This is a genomic window from Alteromonas sp. 76-1 (assembly GCF_900654235.1).
GTDB classification, from domain to species: domain Bacteria; phylum Pseudomonadota; class Gammaproteobacteria; order Enterobacterales; family Alteromonadaceae; genus Alteromonas; species Alteromonas naphthalenivorans.
On sequence record NZ_LR136958.1, the window covers coordinates 2,682,563 to 2,700,723 of the forward strand.

The 18,161-nt window shown below is 43.6% G+C and carries 18 protein-coding genes; 5 read left to right on the forward strand and 13 right to left on the reverse strand.

Features of this window, described 5'->3' with window-relative positions; genetic code table 11:
• Positions 1 to 316 precede the first annotated feature (316 nt).
• Positions 317 to 2,866 carry a TonB-dependent receptor gene (locus tag ALT761_RS11505; RefSeq protein WP_129738833.1) on the forward strand — a complete coding sequence of 850 codons (2,550 nt, stop codon included), beginning with the start codon at positions 317 to 319 and terminating at the stop codon, positions 2,864 to 2,866.
• 200 nt (positions 2,867 to 3,066) lie between these two features.
• Here the strand turns inward: ALT761_RS11505 and ALT761_RS11510 are convergent, their stop codons facing one another.
• From ALT761_RS11510 to ALT761_RS11520, 3 genes are all read right to left on the reverse strand, one after another.
• Positions 3,067 to 4,107 (reverse strand): XdhC family protein, encoded by a 1,041-nt coding sequence (locus ALT761_RS11510; RefSeq protein ID WP_129738835.1) that lies wholly within the window; start codon positions 4,105 to 4,107, stop codon positions 3,067 to 3,069.
• Positions 4,104 to 4,742, reverse strand: coding sequence for a DsbA family oxidoreductase (locus ALT761_RS11515; protein ID WP_129738837.1), 639 nt, complete (start codon positions 4,740 to 4,742; stop codon positions 4,104 to 4,106). The genes ALT761_RS11510 and ALT761_RS11515 overlap by 4 nt, the downstream gene beginning before the upstream one ends.
• Before the next feature lie 88 nt (positions 4,743 to 4,830).
• Positions 4,831 to 5,553 (reverse strand): SGNH/GDSL hydrolase family protein, encoded by a 723-nt coding sequence (locus tag ALT761_RS11520; RefSeq protein ID WP_129738839.1) that lies wholly within the window; start codon positions 5,551 to 5,553, stop codon positions 4,831 to 4,833.
• A gap of 330 nt (positions 5,554 to 5,883) precedes the next feature.
• Here ALT761_RS11520 and hemN point away from each other — a divergent pair, with 330 nt between their 5' ends.
• Entirely contained in the window at positions 5,884 to 7,251 is a 1,368-nt protein-coding gene (gene hemN, locus ALT761_RS11525; protein WP_129738841.1) for an oxygen-independent coproporphyrinogen III oxidase, read from the forward strand.
• 132 nt (positions 7,252 to 7,383) lie between these two features.
• Here hemN and ALT761_RS11530 read toward each other — a convergent pair whose 3' ends face one another.
• From ALT761_RS11530 to moaB, 7 genes are read right to left on the reverse strand one after another with little or no spacing between them, the layout of a single operon-like run.
• Positions 7,384 to 8,553, reverse strand: a complete 1,170-nt coding sequence (locus tag ALT761_RS11530; protein ID WP_129738843.1) for an ATP-binding cassette domain-containing protein — start codon at positions 8,551 to 8,553, stop codon at positions 7,384 to 7,386.
• A complete protein-coding gene (gene modB / locus ALT761_RS11535) occupies positions 8,532 to 9,224 on the reverse strand; it encodes a molybdate ABC transporter permease subunit (protein WP_129738845.1) in 693 nt (230 codons plus the stop codon). The genes ALT761_RS11530 and modB overlap by 22 nt, the downstream gene beginning before the upstream one ends.
• Positions 9,225 to 10,205: a molybdate ABC transporter substrate-binding protein gene (gene modA / locus ALT761_RS11540; RefSeq protein ID WP_129738847.1), complete on the reverse strand. Its 981-nt coding sequence runs from the start codon at positions 10,203 to 10,205 to the stop codon at positions 9,225 to 9,227.
• Positions 10,206 to 10,207: 2 nt separating this feature from the next.
• Positions 10,208 to 10,681: a molybdenum cofactor biosynthesis protein MoaE gene (locus tag ALT761_RS11545; protein WP_129738849.1), complete on the reverse strand. Its 474-nt coding sequence runs from the start codon at positions 10,679 to 10,681 to the stop codon at positions 10,208 to 10,210.
• Positions 10,682 to 10,684: 3 nt separating this feature from the next.
• On the reverse strand, positions 10,685 to 10,957 hold the full coding sequence (locus ALT761_RS11550) for a MoaD/ThiS family protein (RefSeq protein ID WP_129738851.1): 273 nt from the start codon (positions 10,955 to 10,957) through the stop codon (positions 10,685 to 10,687).
• Between the two features lie 21 nt (positions 10,958 to 10,978).
• A complete protein-coding gene (gene moaC / locus ALT761_RS11555) occupies positions 10,979 to 11,503 on the reverse strand; it encodes a cyclic pyranopterin monophosphate synthase MoaC (RefSeq protein WP_129738853.1) in 525 nt (174 codons plus the stop codon).
• A complete protein-coding gene (moaB, locus tag ALT761_RS11560; RefSeq protein ID WP_129738855.1) occupies positions 11,503 to 12,006 on the reverse strand; it encodes a molybdenum cofactor biosynthesis protein B in 504 nt (167 codons plus the stop codon). The genes moaC and moaB overlap by 1 nt, the downstream gene beginning before the upstream one ends.
• 413 nt (positions 12,007 to 12,419) lie before the next feature.
• On the opposite strand from moaB, the gene ALT761_RS11565 reads away from it, so the two are divergent.
• On the forward strand, positions 12,420 to 13,304 hold the full coding sequence (locus ALT761_RS11565) for a HesA/MoeB/ThiF family protein (protein WP_129738857.1): 885 nt from the start codon (positions 12,420 to 12,422) through the stop codon (positions 13,302 to 13,304).
• 153 nt (positions 13,305 to 13,457) lie between these two features.
• Positions 13,458 to 14,579 carry a succinylglutamate desuccinylase/aspartoacylase domain-containing protein gene (locus ALT761_RS11570; protein WP_129738859.1) on the forward strand — a complete coding sequence of 374 codons (1,122 nt, stop codon included), beginning with the start codon at positions 13,458 to 13,460 and terminating at the stop codon, positions 14,577 to 14,579.
• Between the two features lie 20 nt (positions 14,580 to 14,599).
• Here the strand turns inward: ALT761_RS11570 and ALT761_RS11575 are convergent, their stop codons facing one another.
• From ALT761_RS11575 to ALT761_RS11585, 3 genes are read right to left on the reverse strand one after another with little or no spacing between them, the layout of a single operon-like run.
• Entirely contained in the window at positions 14,600 to 15,340 is a 741-nt protein-coding gene (locus ALT761_RS11575; protein WP_232043442.1) for a lipase family alpha/beta hydrolase, read from the reverse strand.
• Positions 15,341 to 15,348: 8 nt separating this feature from the next.
• Positions 15,349 to 16,077 (reverse strand): fibrobacter succinogenes major paralogous domain-containing protein, encoded by a 729-nt coding sequence (locus ALT761_RS11580; protein WP_129738863.1) that lies wholly within the window; start codon positions 16,075 to 16,077, stop codon positions 15,349 to 15,351.
• Positions 16,078 to 16,113: 36 nt separating this feature from the next.
• A complete protein-coding gene (locus ALT761_RS11585) occupies positions 16,114 to 17,064 on the reverse strand; it encodes an SDR family oxidoreductase (RefSeq protein WP_129738865.1) in 951 nt (316 codons plus the stop codon).
• A 473-nt stretch (positions 17,065 to 17,537) separates the two neighbouring features.
• Here ALT761_RS11585 and ALT761_RS11590 point away from each other — a divergent pair, with 473 nt between their 5' ends.
• The gene (locus ALT761_RS11590; protein WP_032096110.1) at positions 17,538 to 17,933 is read left to right on the forward strand and encodes a DUF6228 family protein; all 396 of its coding nucleotides are present in this window, start codon (positions 17,538 to 17,540) and stop codon (positions 17,931 to 17,933) included.
• Positions 17,934 to 18,161: the final 228 nt, after the last annotated feature.

Below are 18,161 nucleotides of genomic sequence, written 5' to 3' on the forward strand. Positions count from 1 at the left end.
ACTACTCTCTGATGTTATCAATATGTTAACCATGGTAAGAAAAGTAGCACCATAAGTTTAATTGATATTTTGAATGGGAATACATCATGTTAGGCTATGGGGAAATAAGGCGACTACACACGCCCCAATGACGTTGAAGCGGTTGGTTTTTAGGTTATTTCTACCAGCGTTATAGCGACATAAAATTTCTGCAACACTAGGTTGTTACGTTCTTTTTTGCACAATGATGCAAAGCGTAAAATTACTGCTATGGTTCTAGCTGTAGTCAAACGACGCCATTCGTTTGAAATGGGTTAGATGTTAGGTAAAAATAAAAATGAAAAAATTGCTGCCCAAGCACACACTCGTCGCACTAGGTGTCTCACTAGGTATTGCGGCGAGTTGCACATCTTCACTTGCTTATAGCCAAGATAGTGTCTTAGAACATATCACCGTTCAGGCACAAAAAACGTCACAAAATTTACAGGAAGTCCCTGTTGCCTTGACCGCCCTTTCCGGCGACGATTTAATTGAAACCGTGGTGAAAGACGTCTTTGATTTGCAAAACTATGTGCCTGCATTTGGTGCGTTTCAAAATCAAAGCGTGACTAATTCAGGGTTTTCTATTCGCGGTATTGGCACATCATCACAAAATTTCGGTTTTGAATCTTCTGTGGGCTTATATGTAGATGGGGTTTACCGTTCCCGACAAAATGCCCTTATCAACGACTTAGTTGATATTGCTGCTATCGAAGTATTGCGCGGCCCCCAAGGCACCCTTTTTGGTAAAAATACTGCAGCAGGTGCAATGACGCTTACCTCTGTGGCGCCAAGTCATAGTGATACTGATGGATTTGTAGAAGTACTGGCGGGTAATGATTCATTATTAAGAGTAAGCGCTGGTGCTTCGTTCTCGTTAATTGATGATGTATTAGCCATGCGTATTTCAGGCTTTAAAACCGATGGTGATGGTTATATTACCGATGCCACTTCTGGGAAAAGTTTAAACAACAAAAACCGCTCAGCCATAAAGGCCCAATGGCTTTATACGCCGACAGAGAACGTAAGCGTTCGTTTTATTGCCGATTACGGTGAATTAGATGAGCGTTGTTGCGGTGCACTTACTTGGCAAAATAATTTCCAGGCAAATGAAATCCCTGATAAATTTGGCACCGATGCCTTGTTATCTCAGCCCCCCTTTAACGCCACCATTTACAGTAATGACGATTTCTACGATTTCACCACGTCGTTGTCCCAACCCCCTATTTCAAAAATGGAAGATAAAGGGGTTTCGGCTCAAATTGATGTAGCCCTTAATAAGCAATGGTCTTTGGTAGGTATTACGGCTTATCGCGCCTTTGACAGCATAGATATTGTAGATACTGATTTTTCAGATGCGGATCTGTTAACTGCCACCAACGACGCAAGACAACAGTCTTTCTCTCAAGAATTAAGACTACACTACAAAAGTGATAAAATTCGTGGCCTTGTGGGTGCCTATTACTTTAGTCAAAATTTAGATTTAACCTTTAACACCACGACACAGTCGGCTTTTGATAGCTTTTTTAGCATTGCAGGTGCCCAATTACTTCCTTTAGCAAACGCGATTGATAGGCTCAGTACGGCCACAGGCGGGCTCATTTCCCCTTCTGGGGTGGCAGCACCAAGCAATACCGTATTTAAGCATACGGCAAATCAAGAACAAGACAGTATTGCCCTTTTTGCCCAAACTGACTGGCTACTTTCAGACACGCTTACGTTGACTACCGGCCTACGTTTTACTGATGAAAAGAAGACGATAGAAGGTCGTTATACCGAACAAAGCGCTGACTTTAATGGCTTAAGTAGTGCCGCTGAAAGTAGGCCTAACATAAGAGCTGCGGTTACGGCGCTAAATGAAATAGGCGTAGCGCTAAGTACCGGTAATGCTATTAGTTCAACCTCGTTAAATGCTCTAGCACCCTTTCAGCAGGCCGGATGGGGTTATTTTTTCTTGGGTTCATCTGCTGTGCTACCTCGACCTGACTTAAACGAAGAAATAGATGATAGCCAGTTAACGGGCACGTTAAAGCTTGCCTATCAGCCCAGTAAAAACCAACTGATTTATGCCAGTTTGGCCACAGGTTATAAGGCAGGCGGTACAAATACCGATCGTATTTCACCGTCGTTAGATGCCACTTTTGAAGCCGAAAAAGCACGGAGTGCAGAAATAGGATTAAAACAGGACTGGCCTGATTATGGTGTACGGGTAAACGTAGCGGCGCATTATTCAACCATTAAAGACTTTCAAGCCACCACTTTCACAGGGACCGGATTTAACCTGCAAAACGCAGGCGATATTCATGTGAAAGGGCTGGAGCTTGAAACCACTTGGTTAATGACTGCAAACACCGAACTTCAGCTCAACGCTTCACGTACGTTAGCCAATTTTGATACCTTCAAACAAGGCACATGTTGGGTAGCCTATTCATGGCATACGCATATTGACGATCCGGGCAGAGCGGCACCTAACGACCCGTATTGTGCACGAGATGGTGACAGAGTGGGTTTTGAGCCTCAAAACAGCTTTTCGATTATGCTGAACCATCATTTTTCAATAACGAGTTACGACGCTTCAATAAGCGCAGATTATCAGTATACAGGGGATGTATATTTGGATGATTCCAACGATCCCTATAAACGGTCTGGCTCATACGAGATTATTAATGCACGACTTGCACTTCATCTTGATGAGTGGGACAGCGAACTTATTGTATGGGCTCGAAACCTTTTAGATGAAGAGTATATCGCCAGAAGCGGTTTCGATGTACCAGTGCAAGAAGGAAAAATTATGGCCTACGCAGGTGCACCTCGCTCCTATGGTGTCTCGGTAAGAAAGCGTTTTTGACGATTGCGTTTGTTAAAGCAAAAGCGATATGACCTTTAATAAAAAGCCCCATTTATTCATCTGCTTTGGGGCTATTTATTTACTTTCTGGCAATTATGAACGCTTTTATGGGGCTAGCACGGGGCTTGCTCGAAGCTTTTACTTAAGCCATGTATAAGACTTTTAACGAGCGGTGTACATACACGGCGTGTCGCACATAACTACTTTACTGTCGGTAATTTGTTTGCCAGTACTGCATGGCACTGAGCAATAATCGACAACGCGATACTTTCTGGTAAGTCGCCGCCGATATCAAACCCTGCAGGGCTGGCCAAGAAGCCTTTAAAATCACTTTCTTTAACCCCAGCTAACGCGAACATTTCTTCTTTACGATGAATAGGTCCCAACATGGCCACGTACTTCAGCGGGTGCCGAGATAACGTTGCTAAGGCATTACTGTCTATTTGTCGGTGATGAGACATCAACACCGCTGCATCTATATTGTGTTCTGCGACATGCAAATTCAGTGCTTCGGCTTTTGTCGACTCGACAATAAAGTTAGCATCACTGAAGTGCTCTACCCTTGCCTGTGCAGGCCTAGGATCCCAAACGCTCACCGACCACCCTTGCTGCACCGCCATCTTCACCACAAAAGTGGCATCGTATCCACCGCCAACAATAAGTAGATGTGGAGGCGGTTCACAAGGTACTGTTAGAAAGCACTTACCGTTTTGGCTATCAAGTACAGCAGCCGTTTTTTTAGCTTCACACTTTGCAAGAGCGGTGTTGTCAGCCTGTTCGCTTTTACTAGCGTGCTGGTTGTCGCAAACGCTAACAGAAGAGGAAAGTTCGCCATTAACTTCTTGCTTCCATAAACAAGGCTTACCAGTTACTAAATGAGAATAAACAGTATGTAACTGTAAGTAGTGATTATCGCTAGTTACAGGTAACAGCGCTAAATGTACAACCCCGCCGCAGCCTACACCTAGCTTAAAGGCAATGTCTTCTTCATCGTTATCATCATAAACGGCTGTACGATGCTTCCCATCTTGCATTACCCGCTGGGCTTGTTTGTTAATGTCTGATTCAAGGCAGCCACCACTTAACACACCTAGTTGATGCCCAGCATTGCTGAACAACATGACAGCCCCCGCTTTTCTGTAACAAGAACCTTCCGTCTTATAAATAAGCCCCAGTACCCACTGGTGGGCATCCTTTAGTGGATGCCACTGGGCTAAAAGGTGTATTAGCTGGTTACTCATTGCTCAGTAGATGCCTGAACAATAAATTGCGCTAACGTATCTGGGTCTTGTGCACCTGCAACACCGCTATTACCAATCACAAAAGTAGGTACGCTTTGAATACCACGTTGCAACCATAAGTTCTCGTGCTCTCGAACCACATCTGCATAAGTTTGATTGGCAAGAAGTTCAACGACCTCTTGCTTGTTTAACCCCACAGATACCGCTTCGTTGACTAACACGTCTATATCATTCACGTTTTTTCTTTCACTGAAATAGGCGGCAAACAAACGTAACTTTAGCGCTTCTTGCTTACCGTTTTCCCCTGCATAGTGCAGTACTTGGTGTGCATTGAAGGTATTCGCCATACGCATGCCGTCGAAGTAATCAAACTTAAAACCAACCGATGCACCTGCATCAATAAGTTGTTTTCGGTTTTGATCACTTTGTGCTGGTGTAAGCCCGTATTTTTCCATTATATGTTCACGAACATCTTGCCCTTCTTGCGGCATGTTCGGGTTAAGTTCAAACGGATGAAATTGAATAGTTACTTCAATATCGTCTAATTGCGCGATGGCTTGTTGTAGACGTTCGTAACCAATAATGCACCACGGGCAAACTACGTCTGACACCATATCTATCGTTACTTTTTTCATTGCACCTCCAGCGCGAAGCCGTTAAATATTGTTGGTTTTTAAACACCTACTAAATGAATAATGTATTGTAGGGGTGAACCTTTCAGCTTCAACCAACATCGCTATTTTTACCGACCAATTCATCAAGTTCTTCGTTCACTAACTTCACAATAGCGTTAGACCACAATTGATAGCCTGCAACTTGCGGATGAAAGCCATCTTCAGCCATGTATTTAAGCGTGTTGTTTAATGGACTATTGTCTATTGGATTTAGCTTTATTGTGAGTACGTTTACCCCATGATATTTGTTCACCAGCGTCAGCAAGGCGGTATTGAGGTACTTCGCTCTTTGCCCTAACACCCAACGTAACGGTTGGGGTAGTGCGGGAAATTCGTGCATAGGAGGCAGTGCCGTAAATACCACAAACCTGCATTGGTATCGCGCTTTTAGTATTTCAATTATTTGCGTGACATTACTACGCCACCGGCGCAGGGACGTAAAACCTGTTACATCATTTACCCCTATTGAAATAACCGCTACGTCGAACGGTCTGCACTGAAGAGTCGTGTCGAAACTATGTGTAGATGTGATTATTGAAAAGGACGGTGAATTAGCATCAGACGTAGGATCAAGGTTGGGTTTAGCCTGCTGCAACATCGATAACAAACCCGTACTGTTTACCCCTGTTTTAGCTTTTAGTTCCCAATTAATACAATAGTTGGCTGACAAGCCTTCAGTTAACCAGCCAGACAGTGCTTGTTTTTGAGTTGATACTCCCACGCCAGCGGCAGCGGAATCACCCAAAATCAGCAACGCCAAGGGAGCCTTCATTTGCTGACAACTTACCGAAACGCCGCTTTGCGCACCGCCTTTGAGCTGCGCCTTGTTGGGAACATTGCTAGCGCACTGGCAACAACCCACTCTTTTACCGGTAGGTTCCGGTAATTTGAGCGTTTTTTTCCTTACTAGCAGCCCTTGCGCTAGCAAAATTGGAAAACTGACTATAATGAGTATGTTTAAAAGCAAAACCTTGAACGAGATCAATAAACACCTAACTGGTTTGCATTACTATCAATAATGAAATGGGTTTAACAACAAAAGAAAGACTCCCTGTATATAAGTCTTTCGCTACCTTACTAGCAAACTAAGCAGAAAATAACTATGAATTCGCCAATTGAACAAGCCACAAGTACAATTACAAAGTATGCACAACAGGCGCCACGTTACACTTCTTACCCTACTGCACTTAAGTTTGAAGCGGTAAATGACGGCTTATTAGAGAGCGCGTCTGAAAACTGCGGTGCCGATACCATAAGCTTATATATTCACATCCCTTTCTGCGAAGAACTTTGCTATTACTGTGGCTGCAATAAAATTGTGACTCGCCATAATGAAAAAGCCGACCATTACCTTAGCTATATTGAAAAAGAGATGGTAGCGAAAAAGTCGCTTTATAAAGATAAAAAAGTAGTCGCGCTTCATTTAGGTGGAGGATCTCCCAGTTTTCTTTCAGCAATACAACATACTTATTTAATGTATTTGATTAAGAAACACTTTCTTATTTCAAGCGAAGCAGAGTTTTCGATTGAGTTAGATCCTAGAAATGTAGCGAGTGAGTACTTAGAAGATTTATATGAGTTAGGTTACACCCGCGTTAGCTTCGGTGTGCAAGATATTAATGTGGATGTTCAGCAGTCTATCAATCGGGTTCAAAGTACGGCGCACATTGCCAGTTTGGTGTTTGATGCAAAAAATATAGGCTACACCTCGGTCAATTTGGACTTAATTTATGGTTTGCCCAAACAGACCATGGAGAAGTTTCGTACCACGGTAGTAGCAGTAAAAGCCATGTCACCCGACAGAATCTCTCTTTTTAGTTATGCCCATTTACCCGACAGATTCGCAGCTCAACGAAAAATACCGCTAGATTCCTTACCTACCCCTGATGAAAAAGCAGCACTGCACCAAATGGCAGTAGAAAGCTTCACTAAAACAGGTTTTGAGATGATTGGTTTAGATCATTTCGCGAAGCCCAGCGATACCCTAGCCATGGCTAAGCACAACCATGTATTGCACCGAAATTTTCAAGGTTACACCACGCATAAAAACAGTGATTTGCTTGGCTTAGGGGTATCGGCTATTAGTACAATAGGCAATGCATATGGTCAGAATCCTAAGCACCTTAAAGACTATTACAACAGATTGGATAACGACATCCCCCTAACCGCCAATGGCATTGCGTTAAGTCTAGACGATCGCATTCGCCGAGACGTTATTATGTCTTTAATGTGCAATTTGTATTTAGATAAAAAAGACATTGAAGATAAATATGACATTAAATTCAATGGCTATTTTTGTATTGAATTAACGAGCCTTAAATCGTTAGTGACCGACGGTATTATTGAGCTGAGTGACCGATATATTAATGTGCCCGATAAGTCTCGTATTTACATAAGAGCAATATGTGCAAGGTTTGATGCTTACCTAAATAAAGATCATCATATCTCTCGCTATTCAGCGGCAATTTAGAAAGTGGGAATATAAGGCTGGGAATTTAGGCCTAGAAAACTTAGATCTAGGAAACTTAGATCTAGAGAACTTAGCGCTAGCAAGTTAGTACCTAGGAATAGTAAACGCAGCACTTTAAAACGCTTTACAAACCTACTGAAGTTTGAACCTGGCCACCACGGATAAACCAGGTTCAAGTTTCAACCTTTCAATCGACAAGGTGCTTACTCTGGCATACAACGCTTGATTACCATGGGATAGCATCACGATTGCGGTTTGTAGTTGCTGGTTTTCAGATTGCGGTGTTTCAGGGTGGTAAATTTCCACCACTTCACACGGTAACGCGTTTAAGATACTGCTAGAGGGCACGTTCACTTGTGTATTGGTATCGATACTTACCTCGCTGGCAAAAACGGCTATTTTTCCTCGCTGGTGATGCTGGTCAGTGCTTAACCCTTGCTCATCTTTATTATTCGTATTCAGTTTACTATCACATTGCACGGTAGCTTTGGCGTACAATATATTGCCGCTTACATTCAAACGCGTAAACGGGTGAGGAAAATCATCCGAGTTCTTAATTATCTCACCTTCTAAAATGGCACAGGGGTTTTCTATGCTTCCTTGGCTAGCGATTTTCGCCATAACGTAAGCAACTGAACCCGTCGCCTCTACCGCGCCATCAACTACAGATATCAGCCCATCACAGAATAGAGCCAAGTCTTGAACATCGTGAGACACCATGATCAATTTTATATTTAACTGACCACAAGTTTTTACTAGAAATCGTAAGATTTTGCTGCGTAACGTTGCATCTAATGCGCTTAACGACTCATCAAGCATCAGCACATCTGGCCCATTAACCAGTGCGCGCGCTAGCGCCACCCGCTGCGCTTCTCCACCTGAAAGGCTGTCTATTGATTTGTGCAGCAAATGTTTGCACTCACAACCAGCAATAGCATGTTCAACTGTTAACGCCTTTGAGCCAGCATGACGTTCGGCCAGTGCTAAATTGCCTTTTACATTTACATGAGGAAATAGCATAGGCTGCTGAAATACCAAACCCACCCGCCCCCTGATGGGCGCGCTATTTACCTTCATTTCCTCGGTTTCTGAATGCGCGTTAACTGTTGCGCTAGCAATAGGTTTAGCGTCTTCAGCAAACCAATTAACACTTACTGATGCTTCTTGTTCAAACCCAGCTAGCGCACGAAGTAAGCTGCTTTTACCTGCACCTGATGGCCCGGTAATACCCAGTACCTGCATGGAATATGGCAATGCGGCTTTCGCACTAATGCGATTTTCTAACGAGACATTGAACTCCAACCTTGCCCTCCTTTTCCATTAAAGCGATACAGCAGCGTAAGCAGTAAAAATGAAAACAATAGTAGCCCCAACGAAAGTGCATGTGCTTGGCCATATTCTAAGGCTTCAACATGTTCATACAATGCAATTGAGAGCACTTGGGTTTCGCCTGGAATATTCCCCCCAATCATTAGCACCACACCAAATTCACCAATGGTATGGGCAAAGCTAAGGCCGAATGCCACTATAAATGGGGCTTTGCACAAAGGAAGTATGATGCTGAAAAACGTCTCTATTTTTCCAAAGCCTAATGAATGCGCCACTTCAATATAGCGTTTATCGAGTTGAGTAAAGCCGCTATACAAGGGCTGCAGCGCAAAGGGTAATGAGTAAATAAAAGAGCCTACCACCAAGCCTTCAAAACTAAACGCAAGTTGATGACCGGTGAGCCATTGCCACCCTTCCCCAACGGGACTTTGTGGCGAAAAAGCCACTAACAAGTAAAAGCCAAGCACGGTGGGCGGAAGCACCAAAGGCAATGCAAGCACCGACATGAATACGGGTTTTAATTTATGTTGCCAATTTGCCAACTTCCACGCCAGAGGAGTAACCAATACCATTAACAGCACGCTGGTTAAAAAGGCCAGTTTTAGGGTTAACCCTACTGCGGCAAAGGCGCTATTTTCTAACATTTATGGTAAGCCCCTAGTGGCACGGTTATCTACTCGCGTGTTCTCATTAATACTGGAAGTTACGCTAACCGATAATGAATCATCAGCGGGTTGATAACCCCATTTGGGCAAATTCCCCTGTACGTCTAATGACAATAAGTAACGAGCAAATGCAGATGCTGCGGCTTTTCTATCGGCTGCGGCGGTAACTGCAAGGCTTTGTAATATTGGTTGATGTAGGGTGTCGGGAATGAGTATTGCCCCAGCCTCATCCACATCGCGCTCATTAGCCTCATTAATTCGCTTATCAGCCAGGGCGAGGGAGTATGCCACCAAGGCATAATCGGCGTTACCTGTAGTAAAAAACTGATAGGTTTGAAGTACGTTTTTACCCATCACAATATGGGGGGAAACAGCATTCCACTGATTGGTATTAACAAGATACTGCTTTGCTGCGTTGCCATAAGGAGCGAGTTTAGGGTTAGCGATAGCCAGCTTTTTCCCAGCCAATGCCCCAGCAGTAAAGTGTGGTGTTGAAGCTGTAGTATGAGAAGACAGAAAGGCCAACCTACCTTTAGCGTAAACATGCACATCTTCAGCGTTTACACGCCCTGCCTTTATCAACGCATTAGGCCTGGCAGTATCGGCAGAGAGGAATACGTCAAATTGTGCACCATGGGTAAGCTGCGCAAATAGAGTTCCACTGGAAGAAACAGTTACGCTTACTTCTTGCCCGCTTTTCTTGAAATAATCATTGGCGATGGTGCGTAAAGGTTTAGCAAAATTTGCAGCTACTGCAATTTGTAATGGCGAAGACAATATGGGCACTGCCGTGTCATAAGTGGCGGCATCTTCATATGAAGAGAGAGTAGTGTTTGATTCTGCCGCATTACAGACAAGACACAGAGTAAAAAAAACAACAGATAGGAACGTACCTGCGCGGCCTCTAGGGTTACCATTTTGCGCGCTTGAACACGCGGAAAACATTGCGCTAACCGCCATTGCTATTTTTCTCGCAACCAGGCCAAAGCGGCCTTGTCGTCTGAGGCTTTTACGTCAACCCAACGTGAATCATCTCGGGTGAACTCTTTTTTCCATAGCGGTACAGATTGCTTAAGCATATCCATTAAAAAGTTTGCGCCTTCAAATGCTGCGGCGCGATGGGGTGCGGCAGTGCCAACCCAGACTATTTGCTCGTCGTTATATAATCGACCCACACGGTGAACCGCGCCTGCCGAGGTTAGCGAAAATCGAGTGATGGCTTCTTGCACTAAGTTGGTTAGGGCTTGTTCTGTCATGCCAGGGTAATGTTCAAGCTCAATGCCTAAAATATTGCCATCGACATTGTTGTCTCGTACCAAGCCGGTAAAAGTAACAATAGCGCCTACATTGCCTTTGGCTTTTTTGCTAGCTTCTTGGCGTAAGCGATTGTATAACCACTGTTGATCGAAGTCGGCGTCGCCAATTAATGCGAACATGGTTTACCCCCCCGTTACCGGTGGAAAAAAAGCGAGTTCATCACCGGCTTGCACATGAGTTTGTATGTCGCACAGTTGCTGGTTTCGCGCCATTAATACACTGCCATTCTCGCTACCAGCAGAGGCACCAAGAGCTTGCACCCATTTGTCACTTCGACTTTGTAGCAAGGTAATAACGTCACCCATGGTGATGGCGCTATCAGGCAGCGTTAACGTAAAGCTACCTTCTTGGGTAATTTCACGTAATTGCGCAAAGGTTTTCACGGTTACATTCATGTTGATTCCTATGAAGGTAATTTACTCACCTAGTGATTTATTGTCGTTGATGTGGCTGCTAGCCGGCTCATTGATGCTCTGCCAATGACCCGTTTTACCCCCTTTTTTATCGAGTACCTGAATGCCTTCTAAGCGCATACCCGGATCGATAGCTTTACACATATCAAACAAGGTAAGCAGCGCCACGTTCACACCGGTAAGAGCTTCCATCTCTACCCCTGTTTTGCCACTTAGTTTACAAAAACAGGTGGTTTTTATGCGGTTATTTTCGGGCTCGATGGCAAAGTTTACATCTACTTTCGAGAGCGCAAGAGGATGGCACAACGGAATGAGATCGGCGCATCGCTTTGCCCCCTGAATACCTGCAATACGCGCAACGGCAAATACGTCGCCCTTGGCAATAGTAGCATTACTTATTTGGGCGATTACCTCTGGACTGGTATATAAATACCCTTGGGCAGTGGCTTCTCTGACGGTTACTGCTTTATCGCTAACATCCACCATGTTAGCTTCGCCGCCTGCATTTAAATGACTAAATGTGGCCATTACGACACCAAGTGTTTAACGAAATTACAGGGTTTAAAATCGACATCTAGCTGGCTAGCAATAATTTTTTCCCAACCGGTTTTACAGGCGCCTGTAGAGCCTGGTAAGCAAAAGATCACGGTATTGTTGGCAAAACCAGCAATAGCGCGAGACTGAATGGTAGAAGTACCAATTTCTTCGTAGCTTACCTGGCGAAACAATTCACCAAAGCCATCGACCTGTTTATCGAACAACACACTGATAGCTTCTGGCGTAGAGTCTCTGTGGGTGAAGCCCGTGCCACCGGTAATTAATATACCGTGAATATCGGGGTTTGCTATCCACGCCGACACTATAGCGCGCTGCTGATAGATATCGTCTTTTACTAAGGCTCTGTCGCCTAAGTTATGCCCCGCAGTATTTAATGCGTTAGTTAAATAATCCCCTGACTTATCATTTTCAAGTGTGCGGGTGTCAGAAATGGTAAGTACCGCCAAATTAAGCGGCTGACTAACTACAGACATAAGAAATCCTAAATTGATATGCGACATTTATTCAGGCTTTGATAAAGTACGCCTAAATTAATACATCATGTTACGTTCAGCTTACCACATTGATGTATGTGGCAACATATACTGCGCCAGCGGCGCTCCGGTTTTTTAGTCAGACGCTGAGCTGTTATAAAGAGTCGATTTTATAACATGCTGCGCCCAACTTGAAAATTGTTGTGGATTGGGAGCATGACTCATTGCCTTGTACCAATATGAATTAAAAATAGTGGTAAAGCTAAAAAGCACAACGTAAATAATACAATTTATCTATGAGGGTAAAAGCATTGTATTCAATAGCTTGGATGTCAATTACTTGGGCAACCAGTTTCCTTTTTGCTACTGTGCCTTACTTGCTCACTTATTTTTACACTAAGGTTAATGCGTAAATGAAAACCCCGCTATCTACTAAGCAGGTAATGCGATACAACCGGCAAATTGTACTGCCTCAAGTTGATATTGATGGTCAGGAATTGTTGGCGTCGTCTCGCATTCTAATAATTGGCGTAGGCGGTTTAGGTAATGCGGCGGCCACGAGCTTATGTGGCAGTGGTGTGGGCAAAATTACGCTGATAGACAACGATATTGTTGAGCATACCAACCTCCCCCGCCAAACCTTGTTCGATGAAAGCCAAGTTGGACAGTCAAAAGTGATGGCAGCGAAAGTCAGACTATCGCAAATAAATAGCGATTGTGAAATTGTCAGTATTGAAGCGAGTTTGCTTCAAGACAATATGCCACTTACTGCTGGAAACCGCGCGGGAGAAGAACGCACTGAGTCAGACAGCGCAGAGGGAGGGGCTACTATGAGAGGTGCTTCTGCGTTAGAGAAAGCTGAAATCAATACCCACAAACTGTTTAGCGAGCACGACATTGTGCTTGATTGCACCGATAATACTCAAAGCCGCGACCTTATAAACCGCTTGTGTTATAAACACGGCGTTCCTTTAATTTCTGGGGCAGCCATTCGCTTTGAAGGTCAATTATTCGTAGCTAAACCCGGCGAAAGCCAATGCTATGCGTGTTTACGCAGGTTATTTAGCGCGCCTGAATTAAGCTGTACCGAAGCAGGGATTTTTTCGCCCATCGTGAACATTGTAGGGACCTACCAAGCACTGCTTGCCATGCAGGTATTAATGGGAGTAGGTTCAGTGCCGGTAAATACCTTGTTGACCTTCGATGGTTTGCAGCATGAATGGCAACAATGGACGCTACCCGCCACCCTACAGTGTGATGTTTGTGGTAATCAGAATAAAGAGGTTAATGAAGGTTAGCGCATATGAGTAAAACAAGTATTAGCATGGGCATTTTATAAGTTCCTGCATAAGTACTTATATAAGCACTAATATAAGTACTAGCATTAGCGCTAACGAGAGCATCAATAACTAACAACGACATGAATAACAACGAACCAAAAAGAGAGAGTTATGACAACTGAGGTTGTTAAGCAGCATATTGTCGTGGCGCAAAACGCCTCTGGCAGAAACATGAATGTGCCCATTTATAGAATGCGAGGCGCAAGACCCGGCCCTACCGTATACATTCAAAGTTCGATACATGGCGCCGAAGTGCAAGGTAACGTAGTGATATACCACCTGATCCAACGCTTAAAAGACATGGATATTTGTGGTGAAGTTATCTTGGTACCCAATTGCAACCCCGTGGGCACTAATATAAAAGCCGGCGAATACACCATGGGCCGCTTCGACCCTGTCAACGGCACCAATTGGAACCGAGGCTATCATTTTGACAAAGACAGTGTTGAGCAATTTGCTAACACCGTTACCCCAGAAGAGTCGATACAAGGCATAAAGCAGCGTTTCAGAACGTTTTTATCAAACGCGATAGATACCAAGCTTGCCACACCTTGGGGTTTGGGCTTAGCACAGCAGCTAAACTTAAAACTACAGCAATTAGCGGTGAACGCTGATTTTGTACTGGATTTGCATAACGGCCCTGTTTCAACACGCCATATTTATGTGCCTGAATATGCTAAGCCTAGCGCTAGTTTGTTTAACATACCCCATTGTATTTTTATTCCCAACGTTTTTGCTGGTGCGTTAGATGAAGCTACTTTTTGCCCATGGTGGACGCTACAAGAAAGTATTGAGGCAAACCTGCAGCGAAATATTGAGTTTAACGTTGAAGCTTTTACGCTTGAAATGGGTAGCCAAGAGGTGATTAATTTCACCGAGGGCGATGTGGATGCACTTAGTATACTCAGTTACCTAAATGCAAAAAGCGCACTGCACAATTGTGATGTTAAGCCTAATGATATGACTCGGTTAGGGGTAATGCTAAAAGACTATAAAACCCTGTTTACTGACTGGGGCGGCATGGTGGAATACCTGGCAAAACCGGGGGAAAGCATTAAGGCTGGTGAGCCCCTTGCGAAAATTCTAAATATTGACGAGCTTGATAACGATAATGGCAGCCGCTTATTAAACGCTCCTTGCGATTTAATCCCTATTTTGCACTTTCCGTCTGCATCGGTATTAAGTGGCACACAGCTTTATAAAGTATTTACTAATTACGAAACGCTCACCTAACAAAGGTGAGCAGCATGGCGCTAGTGGTCAAATGCGCCTTTTTGTAAAAAATGAACAGTTTGCTTTGCCACTTCTTCGCTATATCGCATTTGAGAATGGCCAACGTCGATGGTGATAAAATCAGTCATGCCTTCCAATTTAGTAGACTCTACTGATACCAGACCATCGTTTGGCCCGTTGAACCTGTCGTTCGTTAAGCCTAACGGCTTAGTGCCCGCAATAATGCCAATAGTGAAATCTACCACATCAAGGTTATTGCCCAAGCTTCTAGTGCCAGTGACTAATGCACGGCTAATTCCCCCACCTAGGTTCATTAACCAGCTGTCATTATAATGATCGGCTAATTCACTGCCTTTGTTCGGTGTACCTACCAGTACTACCTTTCCCACGTTCACGACTTCTAAGGCTTCTTCATGATTTTGCAAGTATGCTCTAATGACTAAACCACCAAGCGAGTGCCCTACAAAATGTACTTTGGGGGCATTTTGTAGGCACACATCTATTTGGCTGGCTGTTTCATCTAATACCGAAGCCACACTGACCCCGATGGTAGCGTAGTCTAATAGACATACTTTATAGTTCGCGTTCTCCAACCGCTTAGCAAAACGCCACATTGCCCAATCACTTCTACCCAACCCGTGGGCTAGCACAACAATCTCATCATCGACTTGGTAATTAAGCGGCTTCGCTTCAGAGGTAGCACAACCCGTAGTTAGAAAAAGCACTAGCAATAAAACCGTTAAAACAACTGTTCGGAGCATCATTTAACCTAAATTTTTACGCACCTAACCGATAACATATAACTCTTTTTGAGTTTAGTTCGGCGAATTTCTCCCTTATGAGAGTTCCACCACGAATAGGCAAGTGTTCTTGCAAAAGCCTCTTTTTCAGTGGCATTACTGCTTGTCCAAAACTCAGTATACATGCCTTGGGTTATATACCAATTACCAAGCTTTACACCCGCTGGCGTAGCAGAAAATTTATACTTATTGACTTGCGACTGGTCAAAACGCTTAAACAAAGTATTTGGCTGCGCAGCTTTAAGTGTAATAGCCACGTCTTTCTCGCCTCTCCATCCTTCTTTATCAAGATCAGATTCGGCAATACCAATAGCTGCCTCTAGCGATTTCCAGTCTTCATCTGATGCCACACGCCATCCCGCAGGACAAATATTTCGCGAGTTGGAAACATCATTCCAATCATAAAGCCTGCCATAGCTTGATAAATTTTTGTCGTTATCATCCGGGACGAAACCCGTATTAACCGGGGTACCGTCCTGAAATTTAGTCGACCTTAAATTCTCAGCCAGCCAGACTCTATCGCCAATTTTCACAGTGCGATAAATATTACCCTCAATATCTTGTATTAAGATTTGAGCGGAGTTTTGTTCAAAGCTTTGAGCAGCCTGTTGAGTATTGCTTAACTGACTACTATTGTTAGCCGATGAATTCATTGTTATTAACATACTGATACCCACACCAAAAATTAATTTTTTCATCTTTGAGCCCAAGTATAAAGCGCCTTTCTTATTAAATTAAAGTGGCCAGTTAATAGCAGTTTCTTTCTCAGAAAGCGCCCATAACCGAGTTAACGCGTCTTTCTGCACAACAAATGATTCAAGCTTACCCTCACCTACCGGGCCACCAAAATTCATTAGCCCCGTTGGGCCATAATAAGCACGCTCTTTTAAGTTTTCTTCGGTGGCACACATTACCTCTGGGTACGCGCCCTTTTCAGCCGTTTGCGCCAGGCCGATCTTAACCATAAATGCCCACGAAATTCGGGTCATTAAACTCGCGCTTTCCCTAATAAGAGAAGTATTAGAAGCCCCAGGGTGACAAACGTATACCTTCACATTTTTTCCAGCCGCTTTGATTTTGTCTTGGAGTTCATAGGCAAACATCATTTGAGCTAGCTTACTTTGGCTGTACACTTTATTTGGATGGTAGTTCTTATCCCAATTCATGTCATCGAACTGAATGGCTCTTAATCCCATTTTGTGGCCTTCACTAGACACCACAACAATTCTGCCTTTTGATGCTTCAATTCTTTCAAAGAGCAAACCACATAATAAAAAATGACCGTAATGGTTTACCCCTAACTGACTTTCAAACCCATCGACAGTTAGCTGTTGTGTGGAGATTTGAGCAATTGCACCATTACACATAAGCGCATCGATTTTAGGCACCTTTTCTAATATTTCTTGCGACGCGCGCCTTACTGACGCCAATTCCGCTAAATCTAAAGGTATAAAGCTGACTTTAGCTTCATCACCAAACTCGGTTTGTAGCTTGGCGATGGCCGCTTCTGATTTGCTAGGGTTACGATTTAGCATTACCACGCTTCCCCCTTTTGACAACAAGATTCGCGTAGCCTGAAACCCCGCCCCACTATTTGCGCCAGTGATGAGAAACGTTTTCCCCGAAAGAGACCCCAAACGCTCGGGAGTCCAACCTTTAGGGCCAAATGGGTTATTAGTCGCCATAAAATTACCTGCCAATGTTAATTACGCAGTCACCGCCTTGCTTGTGGTAACCGGTGTTAGTCTTTGTGACGTGCTTTACATTCAAACCGCACCATAAAGTGCATTATAGTGCTTGAAAGCTAGATTTATCAGGCGTAATAATCGCTAAAAAATGCCTATTTGTATCAACATGATTATTTTTAGGTTTACTTACAGCAAAAGAATTACTACTGCGGAATTTGAGATTAATCAGACAAAAATAACTTTGCGAAAACACTGTTTATTTATACAAATAAATGCTTAGTTGCATAAGTCCGATTTATTACGGAATTTTTCCGCCTTTCTTTTGGTGTGCTTTAGGAGTTATTAATAATGACTTGCCAATCAGGAGCTTAAAAAATAGACTGAGACAATAAATCAATGAAATATGGAAATTTTCCACCTTGCATAAAGGATTTTTTCCGTACACTAAATTGTTAGGTGCTTCAGGGTAAATGGAATTTTCAATAGTCTCATCAATATCAAATAACTCATTAAGGTTCTCTTCCCTTGAGCCTGAGTACGTTACTGTCGATTTGTCTGGTGTTGTTTCAGCATCAGTGCGAGTTTGCACCTATACCGATGAAAACGGCATTTCTAACTGGTTAAATAAACTCGCTTCATTTTCTAAACCGTGGAAATCAGTAATCGAATGGCAGTCGCTAGAAAGCCAGTTTAGTATTTCTGCTACTTGTTCGTCTTTGGGCGAGGTTCGGCTTTCATTTCAGCTCAGCGATATGCATGGACACCCTGAGGAGTGGCACGTAACTTCAAGTATCTTAACTGATTTTGGTCAGTTGCCAGTTTTAGCAAAGCAAGCGGAGCGTTTTTTCAATCATGCACGCACCTAACAAAAAAATTATGTCGCCCGCAGGCGGGCTGGGACACAAACAAGCAGGCGGCTTCGCCATTGTAGCCTGCCTGTTTGTGCCCCATATTTAAAAGTTAGAAGGCGTCAGCCTAAACTGCATTTGGCTTAATACAAATATCAGTTCAACCGCCCTCACCTGTTGTTCGCAACATCGCTCTGGCTTTAGGTGCTTTTAACTTCGCCGCTTTAAATTCAAAGGTCGCGCAAT

What these genes read in the sequence shown, in the direction of transcription:
- ALT761_RS11505 (WP_129738833.1), top strand. Translation starts at nt 317, where the DNA reads ATGAAAAAATTGCTGCCCAAGCACACACTCGTCGCACTAGGTGTCTCA.
- ALT761_RS11510 (WP_129738835.1), bottom strand. Translation starts at nt 4,107, where the DNA reads ATGAGTAACCAGCTAATACACCTTTTAGCCCAGTGGCATCCACTAAAG.
- ALT761_RS11515 (WP_129738837.1), bottom strand. Translation starts at nt 4,742, where the DNA reads ATGAAAAAAGTAACGATAGATATGGTGTCAGACGTAGTTTGCCCGTGG.
- ALT761_RS11520 (WP_129738839.1), bottom strand. Translation starts at nt 5,553, where the DNA reads ATGAAGGCTCCCTTGGCGTTGCTGATTTTGGGTGATTCCGCTGCCGCT.
- hemN (WP_129738841.1), top strand. Translation starts at nt 5,884, where the DNA reads ATGAATTCGCCAATTGAACAAGCCACAAGTACAATTACAAAGTATGCA.
- modB (WP_129738845.1), bottom strand. Translation starts at nt 9,224, where the DNA reads ATGTTAGAAAATAGCGCCTTTGCCGCAGTAGGGTTAACCCTAAAACTG.
- modA (WP_129738847.1), bottom strand. Translation starts at nt 10,205, where the DNA reads ATGGCGGTTAGCGCAATGTTTTCCGCGTGTTCAAGCGCGCAAAATGGT.
- ALT761_RS11545 (WP_129738849.1), bottom strand. Translation starts at nt 10,681, where the DNA reads ATGTTCGCATTAATTGGCGACGCCGACTTCGATCAACAGTGGTTATAC.
- ALT761_RS11550 (WP_129738851.1), bottom strand. Translation starts at nt 10,957, where the DNA reads ATGAATGTAACCGTGAAAACCTTTGCGCAATTACGTGAAATTACCCAA.
- moaC (WP_129738853.1), bottom strand. Translation starts at nt 11,503, where the DNA reads ATGGCCACATTTAGTCATTTAAATGCAGGCGGCGAAGCTAACATGGTG.
- moaB (WP_129738855.1), bottom strand. Translation starts at nt 12,006, where the DNA reads ATGTCTGTAGTTAGTCAGCCGCTTAATTTGGCGGTACTTACCATTTCT.
- ALT761_RS11565 (WP_129738857.1), top strand. Translation starts at nt 12,420, where the DNA reads ATGAAAACCCCGCTATCTACTAAGCAGGTAATGCGATACAACCGGCAA.
- ALT761_RS11570 (WP_129738859.1), top strand. Translation starts at nt 13,458, where the DNA reads ATGACAACTGAGGTTGTTAAGCAGCATATTGTCGTGGCGCAAAACGCC.
- ALT761_RS11575 (WP_232043442.1), bottom strand. Translation starts at nt 15,340, where the DNA reads ATGCTCCGAACAGTTGTTTTAACGGTTTTATTGCTAGTGCTTTTTCTA.
- ALT761_RS11580 (WP_129738863.1), bottom strand. Translation starts at nt 16,077, where the DNA reads ATGAAAAAATTAATTTTTGGTGTGGGTATCAGTATGTTAATAACAATG.
- ALT761_RS11585 (WP_129738865.1), bottom strand. Translation starts at nt 17,064, where the DNA reads ATGGCGACTAATAACCCATTTGGCCCTAAAGGTTGGACTCCCGAGCGT.
- ALT761_RS11590 (WP_032096110.1), top strand. Translation starts at nt 17,538, where the DNA reads ATGGAATTTTCAATAGTCTCATCAATATCAAATAACTCATTAAGGTTC.